Genomic DNA, 19,871 nt, shown 5'->3' with positions numbered 1-19,871 from the left:
GCGAGGCGCGCTGACTCATCGCTCCCGCTGGAACGCGAGCTGTCCGGCGTGGAGCGCGACGCGCACGCGGTCTCCCGCGCCGAACTCACCGGACAGGATGCGCTCGGCCAGCGGACCTTCCACCAGCCGCTGCACCATCTGCCGCATGGGACGCGCGCCGAGCTGCGGGTCGAAGCCGCCCGACTTCAGCAGGTGCCCCACCACGTCGTCGCCCGCCACGTACTCGATGCCGCGCTCGGTCGACAGCCGCTTGCTGCTCTCCTCCAGCAGCAGCGTCGCGATGCGCGCGACCTCCTCCTCCTCCAGCGGACGGAAGGGGAGCCGCTCGTCGATGCGGTTCCACAACTCCGGCGGAAGCGCCCGACGCGCGGCCGACGCCGCGTGCTCCAGCGCGCTCGCCGCGCCCGAGCTCTCCTGCCCGAAGCCCAGCGGACGACCCGTGCGCGAGAACGCCTCCGCGCCCAGGTTGGTCGTCAGCACGATGACGGTGTTCGAGAAGTCGATGTGCCGACCCTTGCCATCCGTCAGCCGCCCCTCCTCCAGGACCTGGAGCAGCAGCAGTTGCACCTCGCGGTGCGCCTTCTCGATTTCGTCCAGCACCACCACGGACGAGGGACGCCGACGCACCGGCTCCGTCAGCTGGCCACCCTCGCCATGGCCCACGTAACCCGCCGGCGAGCCGATGAGGCGCGACACCCCGTGAGCCTCCGACATCTCGCTCATGTCCAGCCGCACCAGCGCGTCGCGGTTGCCGAAGAGCACCTCCGCCAGCCCGCGCGCCATCTCCGTCTTGCCCACGCCCGTGGGGCCCAGGAACAGGAAGCTGCCCATGGGGCGCCGCGACGCGAAGCCCGCGTAGTTGCGACGGATGACCCGCGCGATGCGCGCGATCGCCTCCTCGTGTCCGATGACCCGCTCGCCCAGGTCCTGCTCCAACCGGAGCAGCCGCGCCGAGTCGTTCATGAGCAGCCGCTCCTCCGGAACGCCCGCGAGCTTCGCCACCACCCGCGCCACGTCCGACGGCTCCACCACGTCACGCCCCTCGCGGTGGCACCGGCTCCCCGCCAGGTCCACCACCGAGATGGCCTTGTCCGGCATGAACCGGTCCGTCACGTAGCGGCTCGCCAGCGACGCCGCGGCCTCCAGCGCCTCCGGCCGATAGCGCAGCGCGTGGTGCTCCTCGTACCGGCCGATGATGCCGCGGAGGATCTCCACCGTCTCCGGCACCGACGGCTCGTGCACCACCACCGCCGTGAAGCGCCGCTCGAGCGCCGGGTCCGCGCTGATGAACTTGCGGTACTCGTCGTGCGTCGTCGCGCCGATGCAGGGGAACTCACCCCGCGCCATCGCCGTCTTCAGCTCGTTGGCCGCGTCCTGCGGCCCGTCGCCCGTGGAGCCCGCGCCCACCAGCGTGTGGATTTCGTCGATGAAGACCATCACGCGCCCCTCGGCGCGGCGGACCTCCTCCTTCAACGCGTTGAGCTTCTCGGAGAACGAGCCGCGAAGCTGGGTGCCCGCCACCAGCGAGGCCATGTCCAGCTCCACCACCACCTTCTCCGCCAGCCCGCCACGCAGCCCCAGCAGCCGCTGCGCCACGCCCTCCACCACCGCCGTCTTGCCCACGCCCGCCTCACCCAGGAGGCAGGGGTTGTTCGTGCGGCGCTTGCCGAGGACGTCGATGACCTCCTCGATTTCGCGCGCGCGGCCCACCACCGGGTCCAGCTTCCCCTCACGGGCCGCCTGGCTCAGGTTGCGACCCAGCGACGTGAGCAGCGGGAACGCCTTGGGGTCCAGCGCCATCGAGGGGCCCTTCGCCACCGCCACGGCCGCCTGGGCGGGACGCGCCGCCGGAGCGGGCGCGGGGGGCGGCGTGGGACGCGCCACGGGCGCCGACGTCGGCGCCGGGGGCGTCACGGTGGGCGTGACGCGCGCGGTCGGAGCGGGAGCCGGAGGCGGCGGAGCGGCAGCGGGGGGCGCGGCCTTCTCCTGCGGCTCCTCGTCCACGTCGATGAGGTCGCGAGGCGACAGCGCGGGCGTCGTCGCGCGCGGGGGGGCGGGGGGAGGAGGCTTCGGCGGCGCGGCCGGCATCGGGCGCGGCAGGCTCACCGCCACCGCGGAGAAGGGCAGGGGAGACGGCGGCGCCCCGAGCGGTCGGCTCTGCACCGGCCGCGAGGTGGTGACGTGCGTGCGCCCTGGCTGCAGCTTGCGCGGCATCCGCCCGCTCACGAAGTAGGAGACCGCCGTGGTGCGCAGCGTCGCCAGATCCAGGCCCGCGTGCATCAGCAGCTCCTGGGCCCCGCAGCGCACCCGCGTCACCGCGATGAGCAGATGGAGGCAGTCCGCCTCCTGGGAACCGCAGCTCACCGCGATTTCACGGGCCTTCTCCCGCAGCTCGCGGACCAGGCCATCGTGCTCGGCGGGGGCGGCGGTGAGCAGCTGGAGGAGGGCATCCTCGTCCACGCCCCGCTCCTTGAGGAGCAGCTGCGCCCGGTTCTCCACCGTGAACAGCGCCAGGAGCACGTGGGCCGAGGTAAGCTTCTGGGCCACGCTCCGGGCAATGTCGTTGGCTTCTTGGAGGACCTGGGCGAGATCCGTGCTTTCGACCATTCGAGCTCCGGCAGGCGTGCAGCCGAGCGGAATACACCCTCTCGATCCCGACGGCAAAATTTCCGCAACAGGTTGCTACAGGTCTGCGGAATCCTTGAAGTAGAAAGCCGCCCGACCTTCCATGCGGATGGAATTCGGCCGGCTGGCTGCCCGTTCACCGCGGAATTTCGACTGGCCGAGCAATTGCCTGAGGGGGACTGCCGTACTTCCCTCCGAGACCACCCACCTTATGACCTCACTCGTCCAACCCGTGCGCGTCTTCATCGACCCTGTCGAGGGGACGCCCGCCGCCGTCGAAGCCCGCCGTTGGGTCTGGCCCCTCCTCATCCTCGCCCTCTGCGTGTCCGCCTCCGGGACGCTGTTTTCCCTGCGCTGGGACGCGACCCCGGATGTCATCCGTGAGCTCCAGTCCTCCGGGGAGATGGCGACCATCTCCGAGGCGGACCTGAGCGACAAGATCCAGACCGCCTCCCGCAAGGCGCTGGTGGGCGGCATCGCCAAGGGCGTCTTCGTGATGCCGTTCATGGCGCTGCTGCTGGCCGCCATGCTCTGGGTCGTGTCGTGGCTGTTCGACCGGCCCGTCCACTTCGAGAAGCTGATGTCGGTGGCAGCCATCGCGCTGCTGCCCATCGCGCTGTACCACCTCATCCTCACCGGCTGCCTCGCGGCGCAGCACACCGTCTCCGTCTCGCGCGTGCTCCAGCTGGTCCCGTCCCACCTGGGCGCGTTCCTGGGGGAGCTGAGCCCGAAGATGGCGCGCGTCGCCTCCACCGTGGACTTCTTCAACCTCTGGAGCACCGCGCTGCTCGGCCTGGGCTTCTCCGCCGCCACCGGCATGCCGCGCACCCGCGCGCTGCTGCTGTCCCTGGCGCTCTACGCGATGTTCGCGGGCGTCATGATGGTGGGCTTGCCCGGCTCGGCGGGAGGTGGCCAATGAACGCCCTCATCGTCGCGACGCTCCTGTCCGCGTCCCCCGCGCCCACGCCCATCACCCTGCAGCAGGCCCGCGAGGAGGGCCGCCAGAGCACCACCGCCCTCACGGCGCTCCAGGACCTGGAGGTCAGCCAGCAGGACGTGAACATCCGCCGCTCCGCGCTCCTGCCCCAGCTCTCCATCAATGGCTTCGTGGGCAAGCGTTGGCTGGGCCGCCGGCAGCAGTTCGACCTGGTGCCGGATGTGAACAACCCCGGCGAGTTCGTGCAGATCTCCGTCGAGTCCAAGCCGACCAGCACGGGCGACTACGACCTGGGCGCCGTCCTGAGCCAGAGCGTCTATGACCGCGCGCTCTGGAAGCAGCTGGAGCAGGCCGGGGTGCTGCGCGACGCGCAGGCGAGCCAGGCCAAGGAGGAGGCGGACACCGCGGAGCTGGAGGCCATCCGCCGCTTCTTCACGCTCTTCCGCACCCAGGCCACCCGCCAGGTGCTGGACGCCACCGTCAAGCGCAGCGAGGAGCAGCTCGAGCGCGCCCGCTCCCTGTTCCTGGCCGGCCGCGTGGGCAAGGTGGAGGAGATCTCCGCCCTGGTGAACCTGGGCAATGATCGCATCTCCTTCGTCCAGTCGCTCAGCCAGCTCGTCACGGACCAGGGCCAGCTCGCGGTGTGGCTGACGCGTCCGGGCACCCAGCCCGTGGAGGCGGTGGACCCGGGCGTGCTCCAGTCGGAGCCCGGCCCCGCGCCCACCATCGAGCAGGCCATCAGCGTGGCCCGCGAGCAGCGCCCGCTGCTCAAGGCGCTCGAGGCGCGGGTGAGCGCGGCGGAGCTGGAGCGCGCCATCGCCCGCGCGGACTACATCCCGAAGCTGTCGGCCCAGGGCCTCTACACCCGCCAGGGCCCGGACGCCGGCCAGGTCTTCACCGAGCCGCGGCTGCAGAACAACGTCATCGCCCGCCTCAACCTGGACTGGAACATCTTCAACGGCTTCATCACCCCCGCGCAGACCAAGCGGGCAGAGGCCAACATCCGCAAGGCCCAGCTGCAGCTGGCGCAGTCCGCGCGGGAGATCGAGGCCGAGGTGCGCACCGCGCACCAGTCGCTGGAGGCGCAGATCGTCGCCGCCCGGCTGGCCGCGGAGAACCGCGAGGCCGCCGTCCAGGGACTCAACCTGGCCGAGGAGCGCTTCAAGGCCGGTGCGGGCTCCACGCTGGAGGTCCGTGACGCGCAGCTCAGCCTCACGCAGGCGGAGCTCAGCTTGTTGGAAAACAGAATCGATGTCGAAATCGCCCGCTTCACCTTGATGCGGGCCATGGGCGCCCTGATGAGCCCGGGAGAGACGAAATGAAGTGGTGGAAGGGTGTGATCGCCGGTGCGCTGTTCCTCGGTGCCGCGGCCATCACGGCGGGAGGCCTGAAGGAGCGTCCCCCGCCGTCCCAGGAGGTGCAGATCGCCAAGGCTCGCAAGGGCACCATCACCCGCACCATCACCGGCGCGGGCAAGGTGCAGGCGGCCACGACGGTGAAGATCTCCTCCAGCCTCTCTGGAGACCTGGTGGAGCTGCTGGTCAAGGATGGCGACGCGGTGAAGAAGGGCCAGGTGCTGGCCCGCATCGACCGGCGCGTGTACGAGGCGGCGCTGAAGCAGGCGATGGCCTCGCAGAACGCGGCGCGCGCCGACGCCCAGGTGGCGGAGGTGGAGGTCAGCCGCACCACGCAGGAGCTCGGACGCGTGGAGGGCCTGGTGACCAAGGGCCTGGCGTCCGGGGCGGAGCTGGACGTCGCCAAGGCGAGCAAGAACACGGCGGAGGCCCGGCTCGCGTCCGCCAGGCAGCTGCTCGCGCGCAACGTCGCCGTCGTGGAGCAGGCGCAGACGGACCTGTCGCGCACGACGATGTTCTCGCCCATCGACGGCAACGTCATCGAGCTGTCGCGCGAGGTGGGTGAGCGCGTGCGTGGCTCGGAGCTGGCCGAGGACGTGGTGATGACCATCGCGGCGCTGTCCGCCATGGAGGTGAAGTTCGAGGTGGGTGAGCACGAGGTGGTGCACCTCAAGCCGGGCCAGCCCGCGGACGTGACGCTGGACGCGCTGGAGGGGCAGACCTTCGCGGGCTCCGTGGTGGAGATCGCCCAGAAGGCGCTCATCAAGAACGAGGGCACGGAGGCCGAGGTGACCAGCTTCCCCGTCACGGTGGCGCTGGACATGCGGCCGCCGGGCGTGCTGCCGGGCATGAGCGCGGAGGCCCGTATCTCCGCGGAGACGCGCAGCGACGTCGTCCTGGTGCCCATCCAGGCGGTCACGGTGCGTGCGGAGCGCACGCTGCCCGATTACAAGGAGCCCATCGAGGGTGGCGCGCTCAAGGCGCGGCGCACCGAGTCGCTGGCCAAGGTGGTGTTCGTGGTGGACGCGGCGAACAAGGCGCAGGTGCGGCGGGTGCAGACGGGCATCGCGTCCGACACGGAGCTGGAGATCCTCTCCGGGCTGAACGATGGCGACCGCGTGGTGGAGGGCCCCTACCGCACGCTGTCGAAGGAGCTCAACCACGGGGACAACGTGCAGGAGCCCGAGCAGGGCGGCGGTCCGGGCGGAATGAAGGGCGGGCGGAAGTCGTGAGCCACGGCAGCGGCGCCGGCGATGGCCGGCTCATCCAGGTGGACAACATCACCCGCGTCTTCCACGTCGGTGGCGAGGAGGTGCGGGCGCTGCGAGGCGTCACCTTCGGCGTGGGCCGGGGCGAATGGGTGGCCATCATCGGTCAGTCCGGCTCCGGCAAGAGCACGATGATGAACGTGCTGGGCTGCCTGGATACGCCCTCCAGCGGCCGCTACATGCTCAACGGCAAGGACGTGTCGCGCATGAGCGACGACGAGCTGGCCGTCATCCGCAACGTGGAGATCGGCTTCATCTTCCAGACGTTCCAGCTGCTGCCGAAGGAGACGGCGCTGGCCAACGTGGAGCTGCCGCTGGTGTACCGCGGCATGCCCGCCAAGGAGCGGCGGGAGCGGGCGAAGGCGGCGCTGGACAAGGTGCAGCTCACGCACCGCATGCACCACCGGCCCAACGAGCTGTCGGGCGGTCAGCGTCAGCGCGTGGCGATTGCCCGCGCGCTGGTGTCCGAGCCGTCCATGCTGCTGGCGGACGAGCCCACGGGCAACCTGGACTCGGCCACGGGCGAGGAGATCGTCCGGCTGTTCGAGCAGTTGCACCAGGCCGGCCACACGCTGGTGCTCGTCACGCACGAGCCGAAGCTGGCGGCCCGGTGTCCGAGGGCCATCCGCCTGAGCGACGGTGAGATCGTCGCCGACGGGCCGGGGCGCGAGGTGGCGCTGGGCAACGCCGCGGCGATGGCTGCGGGGGGCGCATGAAGCACTGGGCGGGTTTTCGGGTGGACATCCTGGAGGGCGCGCGCATCGCCCTGTTCTCGCTGCGCGCCAACCGCCTGCGCACCGTGCTGACGACGATGGGCATCGGCATCGGCGTGGCCACGCTGCTGGCCATCGTCGGCATCATCCAGGGGCTCAACACGTCCTTCCACCGGCAGCTCGCGAGCTTCGGGGCGAACACGCTCTACGTGAGCAAGTACCCGATGATCATCAAGGGCGACTGGTGGAAGTACCGCGGGCGCAAGAACTTCACGCTCGACCAGGTGCAGCGGCTGCGCTCCATGGCGCCCTTCATCAGCGCGATGTCGCCGTCGGTGTCGCGGCTGGCGGACGTGTCGTACGCCAGCGAGCAGATGTCCACGGTGCGCATCCAGGGCGTCAACCACGAGTACCTGAGCATCTCCGGGTTCGACATCACCAGCGGGCGCTTCCTCACGGAGGCGGACGAAGAGGTGACGCGGCCGGTGGCGGTGCTGGGCGCGGACGTGGCGGACCGGCTCTTCCCCGGCATCAGCCCGGTGGGGCGCACCATCCGCGTGGACAACCGCTCCTTCCAGGTGGTGGGCACGCTCAGCCGCAAGGGCAAGGTGGTGAACCAGAGCATGGACCTGCTCGTCATCATCCCCTTCAAGACCTTCTACAGCAGCTTCGGCAAGGGGCGCCCGTTCGAGATCGCCATGGCGGTGGCGGACGCGGGCCAGGTGCGCGCGGCCGAGGACCAGCTCATCGGCATCCTCCGGCGCATCCGCGGCACGACGCCGGGTGAGCCGGACGACTTCAACATCAACAAGCCGGAGGCCATGGCGCAGACGTACGCGCAGCTCACGGGCGCGCTGTATGGCGTCGCGGTGGGCGTGGGCCTCATCACGCTGCTGGTGGGCGGCATCGGCATCATGAACATCATGCTGGTGTCGGTGCGCGAGCGGACGCGGGAGATCGGCGTGCGGCGCGCGCTGGGGGCGCGCAAGCGCACCATCGTGGTGCAGTTCCTGATGGAGGCCGCCAGCGTGTCCGCGGTGGGCGGCCTGCTGGGGACGACAGTGGGGCTGGGGACGGCCAAGGTGGTGTCGCTGATAACGCCCCTGGCGGCGGACGTGCAGACGGGCACCATCCTGGGCGGGGTGTTCTTCGCGGCGCTGGTGGGCCTCTTGTTCGGCATCTGGCCGGCGGCGCGCGCGGCGAACCTGGACCCGGTGGAAGCCCTCCGGTACGAGTGAGCCGATGCGAGCCTTCTTCGACAACCTCCGGCTGGCGCTGGGCACGTTCCTGGGCAACCCGCTGCGCTCGCTGCTCACGCTGCTGGGCATCGTCATCGGCGTGGCCACGGTCATCACCATGATGGGGCTCATCGAGGGCCTGCGCACCAAGGTGAACCGCGACCTGGGCCGCCTGGGCGCGCACACCTTCCAGCTCACCAAGTGGCCCGCGGGCGGCTTCGGCCGCTTCAACTGGGCCAAGTTCGCCAAGCGTCCGGACATGACCCTGGAGGACGTGCGCGCCCTGGAGCAGTTCTGTCCGTCGGTGGGGCTGGTGGCGCCCTCGGACGACCAGGGCGGGCAGAAGGTGTCCACGGTGAGCAAGGAGACGCGGCCCGCGGTGCTCATCATGGGCGCGTCCACGACGTACCCGGCGGTGAGCGGGGTGTCCGTGCAGTCCGGCCGCTTCTTCAACGAGGTGGAGGGGCTGGACGGCCGCAACGTCATCATCCTGGGCGTGGACGTGGCGGACGAGCTGTTCCCCGGCATCGACCCGGTGGGCTTCGAGGTCCGCCTGAAGGGCCGGCCGTTCCGGGTGATTGGCGTGCTCCAGCGGCGCGGCAGCTTCCTGGGCATGGTGAGCCTGGACAACCAGGCCATGATCCCGCTGCGCGTGTTCCAGCAGCTCTATGGCAAGGAGCGCTCGCTGGACATCGACATCCAGGCGAAGGACCCCGGCCTGTTCCGCAAGGCGCAGGACGAGGTGGCCACGCTGATGCGCCGCCGGCACAACCTGGCGCCCGACGAGGCCAACGACTTCGAGCTGCACACCAACGAGTCGGTGACGGCGTCGTTCAACCAGCTCTCGCAGGTCATCACCATCGCCGGCGTGGGCGTGTGCCTGTTGTCGCTGGTGGTGGGCGGCATCGGCATCCTGAACATCATGTTGGTGTCGGTGATGGAGCGCACGCGGGAGATTGGCGTGCGCAAGGCGCTGGGCGCGAAGCGGCGGCGCATCCTGGGGCAGTTCGCCACGGAGGCGGTGCTGCTGGCGCTGCTGGGCGGCGCCATGGGGGTGGGCCTGGGCTTCGGCCTGGTGTTCCTGGGCGACTGGATGGTGGGCTTCCCCATGTCCGTGCCGCCGTGGGCCGTGGCCCTGGCGCTGTCGATGAGCTGCGGGGTGGGCCTGTTGTTCGGAATCTACCCGGCCGCCCGCGCCGCGAAGCTGGACCCCGTCGAGGCGATGCGCAACGAGTAGCCGCAAGCGGACCTGGCCGGTTGCCTCCCTCCCCGGACTCCATTAGGGGAGGGGGCATGGCGCCTCGCATCGGCTCGCTGTGGGACTCGGTCGGCAACACCCCGCTGCTTCGCATCGGCTCGCTCAGCCGCGTCACCGGCTGCGACATCCTGGGCAAGGCGGAGTTCATGAACCCGGGCGGCAGCATCAAGGACCGCGCCGCCAAGGGGATGATCCGCCGCGCGGAGGAGCAGGGGCGCTTGAAGCCCGGCGGCACCATCGTCGAGGGCACCGCGGGCAACACGGGCATCGGCCTGGGGCTGCTCGGCCGCGAGCGTGGCTACCGCGTCGTGGTGACGATGCCGGACAACCAGGCGCGCGAGAAGTACGAGTACCTGGAGGCCATGGGCGTGGAGGTCCGCAAGGTGCCGCCCGTGCCCTTCGCCAACCCGGCCCACTTCTTCCACCAGGCCCGCGCGCTGTCGGAGGCGCATGGCTGGTTCTGGGCCAACCAGTTCGAGAACACGGCCAACGGCGACTTCCACTACGAGACGACCGGGCCCGAAATCTGGGAGCAGTGCGAGGGGCAGGTGGACGTGCTCGTCGCCTCCGTGGGCAGCGGCGGGACGATGTCCGGCGTCAGTCGCTTCCTCAAGGAGAAGAACCCCGCGCTGCGCGTGGTGCTCGTGGACCCGGCGGGCTCGGGCCTCTACTGCTACGTGCGCGAGGGGAAGCTGGAGTCGTCGGGTTCCTCCATCACCGAGGGCATCGGCATCATGCGACTCACCGCCAACTTCCAGGCCGCTCGCGTGGACGAGGCGATGCGGCTGGGCGACGGCGAGATGCTCGACATGCTCTACCACCTGGCCCGCGAGGACGCGCTGGTGGTGGGCACCTCCGCGGCGCTCAACGTGCGCGCCGCGTATGAAATCGCGCGGCAGCACGCGGGGAAGGGCCTGCGCATCGTCACCTTCCTGTGTGATCACGGCAGCCGCTACGCGTCCAAGGTCTTCAACGCGGAGTTCCTCGCGTCCAAGCAGCTCCAGGTGAAGCCGCTCCCCACCGACGCCCGCTGACGCCCGCCGTGCAGTCCCCGCAGAAAATACGGACGCCCCCGCAAGAGGCTCCAGGCCCTCGCCAAACGTCCGACAGGACTGGATAGTCTTTCTTCGGTTTCTGGAAAAACCGTTGTTGCTGGTTTGTGGCGGCGCTACAGGTGCGCGACCCATCCGTCCCGCGTCGGGGCGGGGGCTCACGAGGGAGTCCGCATGTCGCGCACGGGATTCACATCCAGGGCCTTGGTCCTCGAAGCGGTGTTGGCGGTGGTGCTGATGGCGTGTTCGGGGCCGCCGGACGAGGCGGCGCCGAGGGACGCATCGCTGGAGCGACGGGAGGACGCGGCGCTCGCGACGCGCGTGGTCGGCTACTTCCCGACGTGGGCGGGGGACGTCAACGCGATTCCCTACGAGCGGCTCACGCACATCAACTACGCGTTCGTGGTGCCCACGGCGTGGGGTGGGCTGACGGGCCCTGGGGCGACGGATGCGCGGCTGCGCTCGCTCGTCACCGCGGCGCACGCGCGTGGCGTGAAGGTGCTCATCGCGGTGGGCGGGTGGAACAACGGCGACGACAGCGCCTTCGAGCAGCTCGCGGCGAGCGCGGGCACGCGGACCACGTTCGTCAACACGCTGGTGAGCTACGTCACCACGGCGGGTCTGGACGGGGTGGACATCGACTGGGAGTACCCGGACCCGGGCGCGTCCGCGCAGAACTTCGCGGCGCTCATCCGTGAGCTCGGCGTGGCGATGCGCGCTCGCGGCAAGCTGCTCACCGCGGCGGTGGTGGCCAACGGCTACTACGGTGACGGCGTCCCCGCGTCGACGTTCACCGACTTCGACTTCCTCAACATCATGGCGTACGACGGCGGCCAGCCGCATTCGACGTACGACTACGCGGTGCAGTCGCTGAACTACTGGAAGGGGCGGGGGCTGCCCGCGTCCAAGGCGGTGCTGGGCGTGCCGTTCTACGGGCGCTCGCCGTCGTCGTATGTCGGCTACGCGGACCTGGTCGCTCGCGACGCGCAGGCGCCGTACAAGGACAACGTGGGCGACGTCTTCTACAACGGCATCGCCACCATCCAGGCGAAGACGCGGCTGGCGTTGCAGCACGGCGGCGGGGTGATGATCTGGGAGCTGAGCCAGGACACGCGCAACGACACGTCGCTGCTGCTCGCCATCTACAACGCGGCGCAAGGCAGCCCGACGCAGCGCTACCGCATCGTCAACAAGAGCACCGGGCGGTGCCTGGACATCGACGGGCCCAGCACGGCGGACGGCGCCACCATCCACCAGTGGGATTGCCATACCGGCGCGAGCCAGATCTGGGTGGTGGAGCCCACCGACAGCGGCTACTCGCGCTTCGTCACCCTGCACAGCGGCAAGGCGCTGGACGTGCGGGACGTGAGCACCGCGGACGGCGCGGGAATCCAGCAGTGGGGTTATGGCGGCGGCGCCAACCAGCAGTTCCGCGCGGTGGCGACGTCCGGCGGCTACGTCCGCATCGAGGCGCGGCACAGCGGCAAGGTGCTCGACGTGACGAACTGCGGGTCGAGCACCAACGGCACCGTGCTGCAGCAGTGGACTTGGTCCAACAACGACTGCCAGCAGTTCCGACTGGAGCCGCGGTAGCGCACGTCCGCGCGCTCAGTGCGGCGCGGAGAATCGCCCGGGCTCCTGGGTCGAGGGGCCCGGGTGTGTCTTGCGGAACACGTAGTAGTCCGCGTGGCGCGTCCACTCGGGGCGGCCCTCGGAGCGTGACGCGCGAGGCCCCCGCGTGGCCTGCCGGGGGACCAGGTACGTGTCGAGTTCCTGGTCGCTGAAGGTGAACTTGCCGCGCAGCTCCTTCACCACCGCGACGAGCGCCAGGTTCTCCTCGGCCGCGGCGTCGGCCGCGTCGCCGTGGTGGTCGTTCGTCACCAGCAGGCCGCCCACCTTCAGGTACTTCCCGCACGCGCGGGCGATGCCTCCGGCGTAGAGCGAGAGCACCAGGTCGAAGCTCTCGTCCAGGATGGGGATGGGCTGCGTGAAGTCCTGCGCGACGAAGCGCACGTAGGCCTTCTGCGCGTACTGCTGCCGCGAGCTGATCTTCCGCAGCACGCCGTCCTTGTTCGCGAAGAAGCCCTGCGCCAGATCGTTGCGGTCCACGTAGACCACGTGCTGGAAGAAGAACGACGGGGTGATGTGCACGAAGCACCCCGGGTACAGCACCGTGTCCACCGCCACGTAACGCTCGCGGAGCACCTCGAAGAGGCCCGCGCGCTCGAGCTGATGATCGACCACGAAGCCCTGGTAGATCTCCTCGACTCTCTCCATTTCCTGGATTTGAGCCCCTTCCTGGGGCGGCTGACAACTTTGTGACAGCGACGGGCGCGGTGCGCGCGACGGGCGCGGAAAGTCACAGTCGGGGCGGCCGGTGTGGTCCGAGAGGACTCCGTCGCGAGGTGTGCTCAGCCGCGTTCGACGCGTGCGGGTCGACGCGCACTCACCTCCGGGGCCTGTGACGAGGGCTTGCACGAAATCCGCACGAACATTCCTCGGGAAGCGCACGGGTGCGCCATCCGCGTTGCACCGCGCGGGACGAGTCTGGGTGCATGAATCCTCCTGCCTTCCCGCCTCGTGCTCCGAGGACGTCCGATGGCCCCATCCGCGGGGCGTTCCGGTGGCTCGTCGCGCACCACGTCTTCGGCAGTCTCTTCATCGTCGTCTTCGCCACCGCGGTGATTGCCGGTCAGGTGGCGGGGCGGACGGACTTCGCGAACTCGGAGCTGGCGGCCGGGGTGGAGGACCGGTGGGGCGCGCCCGTGGTGCAGCCCGCGCCGTCGCTGCGCTACGTGCACAGCGGCACCATCTTCACCGAGCTCAAGCCGTTGGCGTTCGACCGTCAGCACGTGGAGGTGCTGGCGAAGATGAACTACCGCAAGCGCGGCCTGCGCTACTTCTCCGGCTTCGACTTCAACCTGGGCGCGGAGCACGCGGTGGTCAACCGCGAGGGCCACGACATCGACGTGGCGTTCATCTTCCCCATGGAGATGGACAAGTCTCAGGTGCTCCTGTCGGAGCTCCAGTTCCTGGTGGACGGCAAGGAAGCCAGCCTGGACCTGGGCGAGTCCGGCAACCGGCTCGTCTGGACGGGCCGCATCGCCAAGGGGGCCACGGCCCGCTTCGTCATCCGCTACCGCGCGCGAGGGCTCGACTCGTTCATCTACAAGTTGGATCCGGCGCTCTCCGCGCGCGACGTGCGCGTGCACCTGGCCGTCGAGGGCGGGGACAACTACGACTATCCGGCGGGCGTGCTGTCCGCGTCGTCCGTGCAGGCGGGCAGCGACACCGTCACGCTGGACTGGGCGTTCCAGTCGCTCGAGTCCGGCGTCAACCTGGGCGTCATCCTCCCGTCGGAGAAGACGTTCGACTCGATGGTGTCGCGCATGGCGGGGCGCGCGTGGGTGCCGTTCCTGGTGCTGGTGGCGCTGCTCGCGGCGCTGGGCTTGAGGCACAAGCGGCAGCTCGCGCTGCATGAGTCGTATCTGCTCGCCGCCGTGTACGGCTTCTTCTTCGTGCTGCTCGCGTACCTGGCGGCCTTCATGAACTTCTACGTGGCCTATGCGGTGAGCGCGCTGGGCCTGGGCGCGGCGGTGGTGGCGTATGCCCGGTGGCTGTTCCCGAAGGAGCGCACGTCGGTGCTCGCGGGGCTGTGGGCCGCGACGCTGCTGGTGCCCACCGGCGCCGTCATCCTGGAGGGCTACACGGGCCTCATCTACACGCTGGAGATCCTCGCCGGCCTGCTCGGGCTGATGGTGCTCTCCACCCGCGCGAGCGTGCGCGCGTTCCTGTCGGACCTGTCCCAGCCCGGCGCGGCCCCGAGCGCGGCCCCCGTGTCCACCCCTGTCACCCCGGAAGCGAGCTGAGCCCATCATGCGGAAGCTTTCTCTCGTCGTCGGAATCCTGCTGCTCGCTCCCGAGGCACTGGGCGCGCCCGAGTCCACTCCGGCTCCCGCCGGCACCGCCACCGTGCCGCTGGAGCAGCTCATCCCGCTGTACTCGCAGCGACAGACACCACCTCCCGCGCCTCCCACCGAGGCGCTGGTGAAGACCGAGCTGAGCGGACGGTTGTCCGCGGACGCGCTGCAAGTGGAGGCGAGCTTCGAGGTGGAGGTGCTCGCGGATGGACGCTGGACGCAGGTGCGCTTGCTGCAACTCGACGCGGACACGTACCCCACGGCCCTGCCCACGCTGGAGGGCGCCACGGTGGGCGTGGTGGATGGCTACCTGTGCCTCCTCACCCGCAAGGCGGGGCGCCAGAGCTTCGACGTGAGCCTCACCGTGCGCTCGTCGGGCACGGGGCCGGAGCGTCGCGCGCAGCTCCGCTTCGGTCCTCATGCCTCGCCGGTGCCGCTGGCGCTGGAGGCGGACACGTCCGTGTTCACGCTGCTGGAGTCGCTGCCGTCCTCGGGTGAGGGCTATGCGCTCTATCCCGTGCAGGGCGCGCTGCGCGTCGGTTGGAGGGCGGCGTCCCAGGTGTCGCAGGCGACGAAGCCGCAGGTGCGTCCTCCGCTGGAGCCGCGCATCTCCGAGGCCACCGCGACGTGGGTGTCCACGCTGGAGGGCCGGGCCACGCTCCGTGTCGGCTACACGTTGAGCCTGGACCGCGAGCAGGCGCTGGAGCTGAGCATCCCGGAGGGCCACGCATTGGAGCGCGTCACGCTCAACGCCATCCCGGTGCCGGTGGAGGCGGTGACGGAGGGGGTGCTGCGGCTGAAGGTGGCGCCCGCGCGGCTGGGCGAGACGTCGGGTGCGCTCGAGGTGGTGATGACGCGGGAGCTGGGCGTGTTCCACCTGTCCGGTCGGTTGAAGCTGGCGCTGCCGCGCGTCTCGTGGCCGGTGGCGGAGCTGCGAGCCCGCGCGCACTTCCCCGCGGTGTTCAACTACCGGCGGGAGGGCGGCAGCCTGGAGCAGTTCGAGGCGGCCGAGGCCACGAGCCAGGGCGCGACGTTGCCGGGCAAGGTGCTGCACTTCCGTCAATACCTGGTGGCCGCGTCCTCGCCCACGCTCGAGCTGGGCTACTCGGTGGACATCTCCAACAGCTACTTCCGCTGATGCACGGCGACGGCGAAGGCGGAGCCCTTCGTCTCCGGGCTCGCGGGCAGGAGTTCCAGGGTGGAGCCGAACGCGCGCAGCATGGACTGGGAGATGGTGAGACCCAGGCCCGTGCCTCCGCGCTCGCGCGCCGTGGTGAAGAAGGCGTCGAAGATGCGGGCGCGGTTCGACTCGGAGATGCCTCTCCCGTCGTCCCGCACCACGACGCGCACGACGCCGTCCGCCTGCGTCTCCACGGCGAGCGACACGCGCACGTCCTCGCCACCGTGCTGGCGGGCGTTGGTGACGAGCTGCCAGAGCACGTCCTCCATCACCTCGGAGGGCAGGGCCACGGTGAGGCCCTCGGGAACGGGGCCCACGTCCACGCGCTCCAGTCCCTCGGCGTGGGCCCTCGCGGTGACGGCCTTGAGCAGCGGGGCCAGCTCCACCTGGGCGGGCGTGGCGGTGATGGAGTCGGCGCGGGCCAGCTCCAGCAGCCGCTGCACCAGCCGCGTGAGGCGGCGAGCGTCGGCGTCGATGTTGGAGAGGAAGCGCGTGCGCTGCTCGGGTGTCATCGCGTCCGCGCTGTCGCGCAACAGCTCCACCGCGCCCTGGATGGAGGCCAGCGGGGTCTTGAACTCGTGCGAGACGTTGGCCGCGAAGGAGCGGATGTACTGGTTGCGGTCCCTGAGCGCGGTGGCCATGCCGGCGAGCGACTCGGACAGCTCGGCCAGCTCCGCGACGACGGGACGGGCCAAAGGCTCGTAGCCCTCCGGCGCGCTGGCGGCGATGGCGCGCGTCTGCTTCACCAGGGCTCGCACCGGGCGGCCCAGCAGCGCGGCGGCGGCCAGCGACATCAACCCGAGCGCGCCGAGCAGCACCAGGCCCGTGGCCGTCAGGTTCCAGCGGTCCGCGTACGTGGCCTTGGCGAAGGTCATCGGCGTGCGCGCCAGCACCACCACGCCCCAGACGCGCTCGCCTTGAAGGACGGGCAGCGCCACCGAGACGCGGATGCCGGTGTCTCGACTGAGCGAGGCCAGGGGTGTGTCCTCGGCCTCGGAGTGGCGGCGGCGCAGCACGCTCGCGGGCTCTCCTCGCAGGGCCTGCTGCACCTCGGGTCGGTCGGCCAGCGTCGTGCCCAGCACGGCCGGGCTGCTGCTGGCCACCACCACGCCGCTGGTGTCGACCACCCGGATGCCCGCGAGCGTGGCGGCGCGCACGTTCTCCAGGAGCGGGTTGAGCTTCAGGCCCGTCTCCAGGGCCCACGGCTCGCCGGGCACGAGCGCGCGCGGCGGCTCCTCGTCCGCAGGGAGCGGCTCGTCCGAGGCCTTGAGCGAGGGGAGGATGGGCCGCAGCCGCTTGTCATCGGGGATGGGGAAGGGCCACTTCGCGGTGCGAGCCCGTCCGTAGTCGCCGTCGCCGACGCGCTCGGCCAGCGTGGCGCGATAGAGCTCCACCACCACCGCGCCCTGCGTGAGCAGCTCCATCTCCGTCTGGCGGATGAGCTGGTTGTCATAGACGCGCACGAAGGCGAGCCCACCCAGCGTGAGCACGAAGCCCGCGAGCCCCACGGCCGCGAAGACCATCCACAGCCGGGGCTGCGGGCGGCGGCTACGGGATGGCGAGCCGATAGCCGAGGCCATGCACCGTCTCGATGACTTCGCCGCCGACGCCGGCGAACTTCTGCCGCACCCGACGCACGTGGCTGTCGATGGTCCGGTCACTCACCACGCCGTCGTCGTAGACGCGCGTCATGACCTCGTCCCGGGTGAAGACCTTGCCCGGCACGCGCAACAGCGCCGCGAGCAGGTGGAACTCCGTCACGGTGAGCACCACCTCGTGCTCGCCCCACCAGGCACGGAAGCGCTCCTCGTCCAGCTTCAAGGGGCCGCGCATCAACGGCTTCGACGCCGCGGAGGCCGGGTTCTCGGGCGCGGGCCGCGCGCGGCGCAGCACCGCCTTCACGCGCGCCACCAGCTCGCGCGGGCTGAAGGGCTTGGTGAGGTAGTCGTCGCCGCCCAGCTCCAGGCCGAGGATGCGGTCCACCTCGTCGTCCCGCGAGGAGAGGAAGACGATGGGCAGTTCGTGCGTGCGCCGCACCTCGCGGCACACCGTGAGCCCGTCCATCTCCGGCATCATGATGTCCAGGACGATGAGCGCGGGGGGCGAGCGCTGGACGTGGGCCAGCGCCGCTCGCCCCTCCGCGGCCTCCTCCACGCGGAAGCCGCCTTGCTCCAGCGCGAAACGGACGATGTCCCGCAGGTGCGGATCATCATCGACGACCAGGACGGTGGGACGTTCAGCCACGCGGCACTCGGGTTGGGGAGGGCGTGGAGTCTACCTCCGACACGCCCGGACCTGGGCGTACAGTCACCTTTCCATTTTTTATTCGGGTCGGACGCAACCCGGTGCGGGCAGGACCGATAACCCCAAGGAATGCGGTCGTCTGGCTTCGGGGGAAGTCAGCGCCACCTGATTGACGGAAGGACGAGCGACCTCGGGGGAGGGGCTCGTCCGGTTCGAGCCGGGGCGGCTGCCTGCGCCCCGGCTCAGCCTGTCAGTGGGCTTCGCGAACCTTCAGTCGCCGCGAGCGCCGTCGCGGGCGACGGATGGCCACCGCCGCCGCGAGCATCAACACCACCGGAACGAACACCAACAACGTTTGAGCCGTCACCGTCTCCCTCCTCCATGCACTATGGCGGAGGGGTCTGACGTTCCTTCTCCGGAAAACCTGAAATACCCCGGACTCCCGGTGTCAGGAGAGGTGTGACGCTCCGGCTCAGGGGATGCTCAGGTCGGCGGGTTCCCGGGGGGCGACCTCGTAGGTCGTCTCGTACTGGGCGGCGAGCCCCACGACGGTGATGCTCTGGCCGAGGGGCAGGGCTCGCAGCGTGTCCGGGTTGAAGCCGGCGGAGGCGTGGACGAACACCTGGACCTCTCCGGACCCATCGTCGATGTAGAGCTTGTACCCGTAGGGCGAGTCATCCTCGAAGGTCTTGGTCACGGCGCCGGTGACGCGGATGAGCTGGCCTTCGACGGGCTCCTTGACGGAGCCGGTGCTGATGTTCTTCGGGGTGGGTGTCTGGGTTCCACTTCGCGTCGACACGTCCGCGGGCACGGCCTTCAGGATGCGGAGCTGGTTCTGCTCGTCGAGCGTCCCGGTGACGCGAACGCGGGCGCCCACGGCGAGCGACAGCTTCTCCTCCAGCTTGACGTAGACGCCGCCGGTGTCGTCCTGCACCGCGAAGCCCTGATCTCCGAGCGCTGAGCTGAAGGCGCCAGGCGGGACGGTGACGTGGCCTTCGACGGTGACGGCCTCGCCGGTGGCGCGTCCGCGCGCCTCGCCGATGGGCGTCGCGGGTGAGGGGTCGTCCGAGTCGTCACACGCCGGAGCGACGAGGGCGAGAAGCGCGAGCAGCACCCAGCTCTTCGCGCGGAACACGGAGCGCGAGCTGGTACGGAGCCTTCCAGGGGAATCGAGCATCCCACCTGTCTAGGGCCTTCCGTGCCTCGCATTCAATCCGGGGAGTGCGTGCGCGGTGGCTCGTCGACACCACGCGGAGGACTGGAGGTACAGCGGGGCAGGGGCTCCAAGGAGCAGCCCTGCCCGGAGGACGTGGCGCGGGACTACCACCGCTCGATGGAGGTGATGGTCAGCGCGAACGGGGGGCCGGAGAAGCTGGAGTTGTTGGTGCAGGGCCGCTCGGCGATGTCACCCAGGTTGGCCGAGTAGAAGCCGAAGGTGGAGCCGTTGCCCTTCTCGTAGAACACGCTGCCGCCGGGCAGGGTGACCTTCCACACGAAGTTGAAGCTGTCGTACCACTTGGGGGACGTGCGGTGGGAGATGAAGCTGCGCACCGTCACCGTCCAGGTCCACGGCGCGGACGCGGGCGCGGCGACCGTCTGCGTGTTGTCCCAGTCGAAGGCGACCCAGTTGTCCAGCCCGCCCCAGCCGTGGATGAGCTCCACCGACGTGCCCCACGGCAGGGAGAGGTTCCGGTACGACATCCGGATCTCCGCCTCGTAGGAGCTGGCGTACAGACAGGAGTGCAGCGACGCGCGGCCATCCGCCCAGTGCTCGATGGCGAAGGACGACGAGGACGCGAGGAACAGCGCGAGGGCGCAGAGCTTTCGGACAGCCGAGGTCATGAAGAGACTCCCAGGTGATTGGTTCGGCGCGTGTCTCTATCACGAGGGTGGGTTCTCGTGAACTCCCTGTATGTCTGTTCACTCCTCCTTTCCCCGGGAGTTGTCGGGTCCGTGAAACATCGTCTCGTGACGTGGGGCGCTTGCGGAGGCATCCGGAATGACCCATCCCTCCCTGGGGCGTGGGCCGGGTGGGCGGTCCAAAACCGACGCGCATGATTTGCGCACGGGTGTCGACCTGG

Annotated in this window: 16 protein-coding genes; 10 read left to right on the top strand and 6 right to left on the bottom strand. The window is 70.2% G+C overall.

From position 1 onward, the window contains the following. Window positions 1-15: 15 nt before the first annotated feature. A complete protein-coding gene (locus VZQ01_RS43070) occupies window positions 16-2,607 on the bottom strand; it encodes an AAA family ATPase (RefSeq protein ID WP_267696386.1) in 2,592 nt (863 codons plus the stop codon). Window positions 2,608-2,836: 229 nt separating this feature from the next. Between VZQ01_RS43070 and VZQ01_RS43065 the strand changes: the two genes are divergently transcribed. The 8 genes from VZQ01_RS43065 to VZQ01_RS43030 all read left to right on the top strand — a co-directional run bounded on the left by VZQ01_RS43065 (window position 2,837) and on the right by VZQ01_RS43030 (window position 12,039). Further along, the gene (locus VZQ01_RS43065) at window positions 2,837-3,544 is read left to right on the top strand and encodes a YIP1 family protein (RefSeq protein WP_223750003.1); all 708 of its coding nucleotides are present in this window, start codon (window positions 2,837-2,839) and stop codon (window positions 3,542-3,544) included. Beyond that, window positions 3,541-4,884 (top strand): TolC family protein, encoded by a 1,344-nt coding sequence (locus VZQ01_RS43060; RefSeq protein ID WP_223750002.1) that lies wholly within the window; start codon window positions 3,541-3,543, stop codon window positions 4,882-4,884. The genes VZQ01_RS43065 and VZQ01_RS43060 overlap by 4 nt, the downstream gene beginning before the upstream one ends. Next, on the top strand, window positions 4,881-6,149 hold the full coding sequence (locus tag VZQ01_RS43055) for an efflux RND transporter periplasmic adaptor subunit (protein ID WP_223750001.1): 1,269 nt from the start codon (window positions 4,881-4,883) through the stop codon (window positions 6,147-6,149). Before VZQ01_RS43060 ends, VZQ01_RS43055 begins: the two co-directional genes overlap by 4 nt. Continuing rightward, complete coding sequence (locus tag VZQ01_RS43050; protein ID WP_141328993.1) at window positions 6,146-6,901, top strand: ABC transporter ATP-binding protein; 756 nt, start codon at window positions 6,146-6,148, stop codon at window positions 6,899-6,901. Before VZQ01_RS43055 ends, VZQ01_RS43050 begins: the two co-directional genes overlap by 4 nt. After that, entirely contained in the window at window positions 6,898-8,136 is a 1,239-nt protein-coding gene (locus VZQ01_RS43045; RefSeq protein ID WP_223750000.1) for an ABC transporter permease, read from the top strand. Before VZQ01_RS43050 ends, VZQ01_RS43045 begins: the two co-directional genes overlap by 4 nt. Window positions 8,137-8,140: 4 nt before the next feature. Further along, on the top strand, window positions 8,141-9,373 hold the full coding sequence (locus VZQ01_RS43040; protein WP_223749999.1) for an ABC transporter permease: 1,233 nt from the start codon (window positions 8,141-8,143) through the stop codon (window positions 9,371-9,373). 56 nt (window positions 9,374-9,429) lie between these two features. Continuing rightward, window positions 9,430-10,428 (top strand): cysteine synthase A, encoded by a 999-nt coding sequence (locus tag VZQ01_RS43035; protein WP_426746552.1) that lies wholly within the window; start codon window positions 9,430-9,432, stop codon window positions 10,426-10,428. Between the two features lie 192 nt (window positions 10,429-10,620). Further along, window positions 10,621-12,039 (top strand): RICIN domain-containing protein, encoded by a 1,419-nt coding sequence (locus VZQ01_RS43030; protein WP_426746551.1) that lies wholly within the window; start codon window positions 10,621-10,623, stop codon window positions 12,037-12,039. Between the two features lie 15 nt (window positions 12,040-12,054). On the opposite strand, the gene VZQ01_RS43025 is transcribed toward VZQ01_RS43030, so the two are convergent. Continuing rightward, window positions 12,055-12,723 (bottom strand): class I SAM-dependent methyltransferase, encoded by a 669-nt coding sequence (locus VZQ01_RS43025; protein WP_223749996.1) that lies wholly within the window; start codon window positions 12,721-12,723, stop codon window positions 12,055-12,057. A gap of 278 nt (window positions 12,724-13,001) precedes the next feature. On the opposite strand from VZQ01_RS43025, the gene VZQ01_RS43020 reads away from it, so the two are divergent. Further along, window positions 13,002-14,315 (top strand): hypothetical protein, encoded by a 1,314-nt coding sequence (locus VZQ01_RS43020; RefSeq protein ID WP_426746550.1) that lies wholly within the window; start codon window positions 13,002-13,004, stop codon window positions 14,313-14,315. A gap of 7 nt (window positions 14,316-14,322) precedes the next feature. Then, a complete protein-coding gene (locus tag VZQ01_RS43015; protein ID WP_426746549.1) occupies window positions 14,323-15,504 on the top strand; it encodes a hypothetical protein in 1,182 nt (393 codons plus the stop codon). On the opposite strand, the gene VZQ01_RS43010 is transcribed toward VZQ01_RS43015, so the two are convergent. The 4 genes from VZQ01_RS43010 to VZQ01_RS42995 all read right to left on the bottom strand — a co-directional run bounded on the left by VZQ01_RS43010 (window position 15,492) and on the right by VZQ01_RS42995 (window position 19,632). Continuing rightward, window positions 15,492-17,126: a sensor histidine kinase gene (locus VZQ01_RS43010; protein WP_426746548.1), complete on the bottom strand. Its 1,635-nt coding sequence runs from the start codon at window positions 17,124-17,126 to the stop codon at window positions 15,492-15,494. The two genes, VZQ01_RS43015 and VZQ01_RS43010, sit on opposite strands and share 13 nt — an antisense overlap. Next, window positions 17,095-17,790: a response regulator transcription factor gene (locus VZQ01_RS43005; protein ID WP_141329011.1), complete on the bottom strand. Its 696-nt coding sequence runs from the start codon at window positions 17,788-17,790 to the stop codon at window positions 17,095-17,097. Before VZQ01_RS43005 ends, VZQ01_RS43010 begins: the two co-directional genes overlap by 32 nt. 472 nt (window positions 17,791-18,262) lie before the next feature. Beyond that, window positions 18,263-18,967, bottom strand: coding sequence for a DNA-binding protein (locus tag VZQ01_RS43000; protein WP_426746547.1), 705 nt, complete (start codon window positions 18,965-18,967; stop codon window positions 18,263-18,265). Between the two features lie 143 nt (window positions 18,968-19,110). After that, window positions 19,111-19,632: a hypothetical protein gene (locus VZQ01_RS42995; RefSeq protein WP_074956942.1), complete on the bottom strand. Its 522-nt coding sequence runs from the start codon at window positions 19,630-19,632 to the stop codon at window positions 19,111-19,113. Window positions 19,633-19,871: the final 239 nt, after the last annotated feature.

The sequence above is a fragment of the Myxococcus faecalis genome (assembly GCF_050039385.1).
GTDB classification, from domain to species: domain Bacteria; phylum Myxococcota; class Myxococcia; order Myxococcales; family Myxococcaceae; genus Myxococcus; species Myxococcus fulvus.
This window is presented reverse-complemented; position numbering and strand designations above follow the sequence as displayed.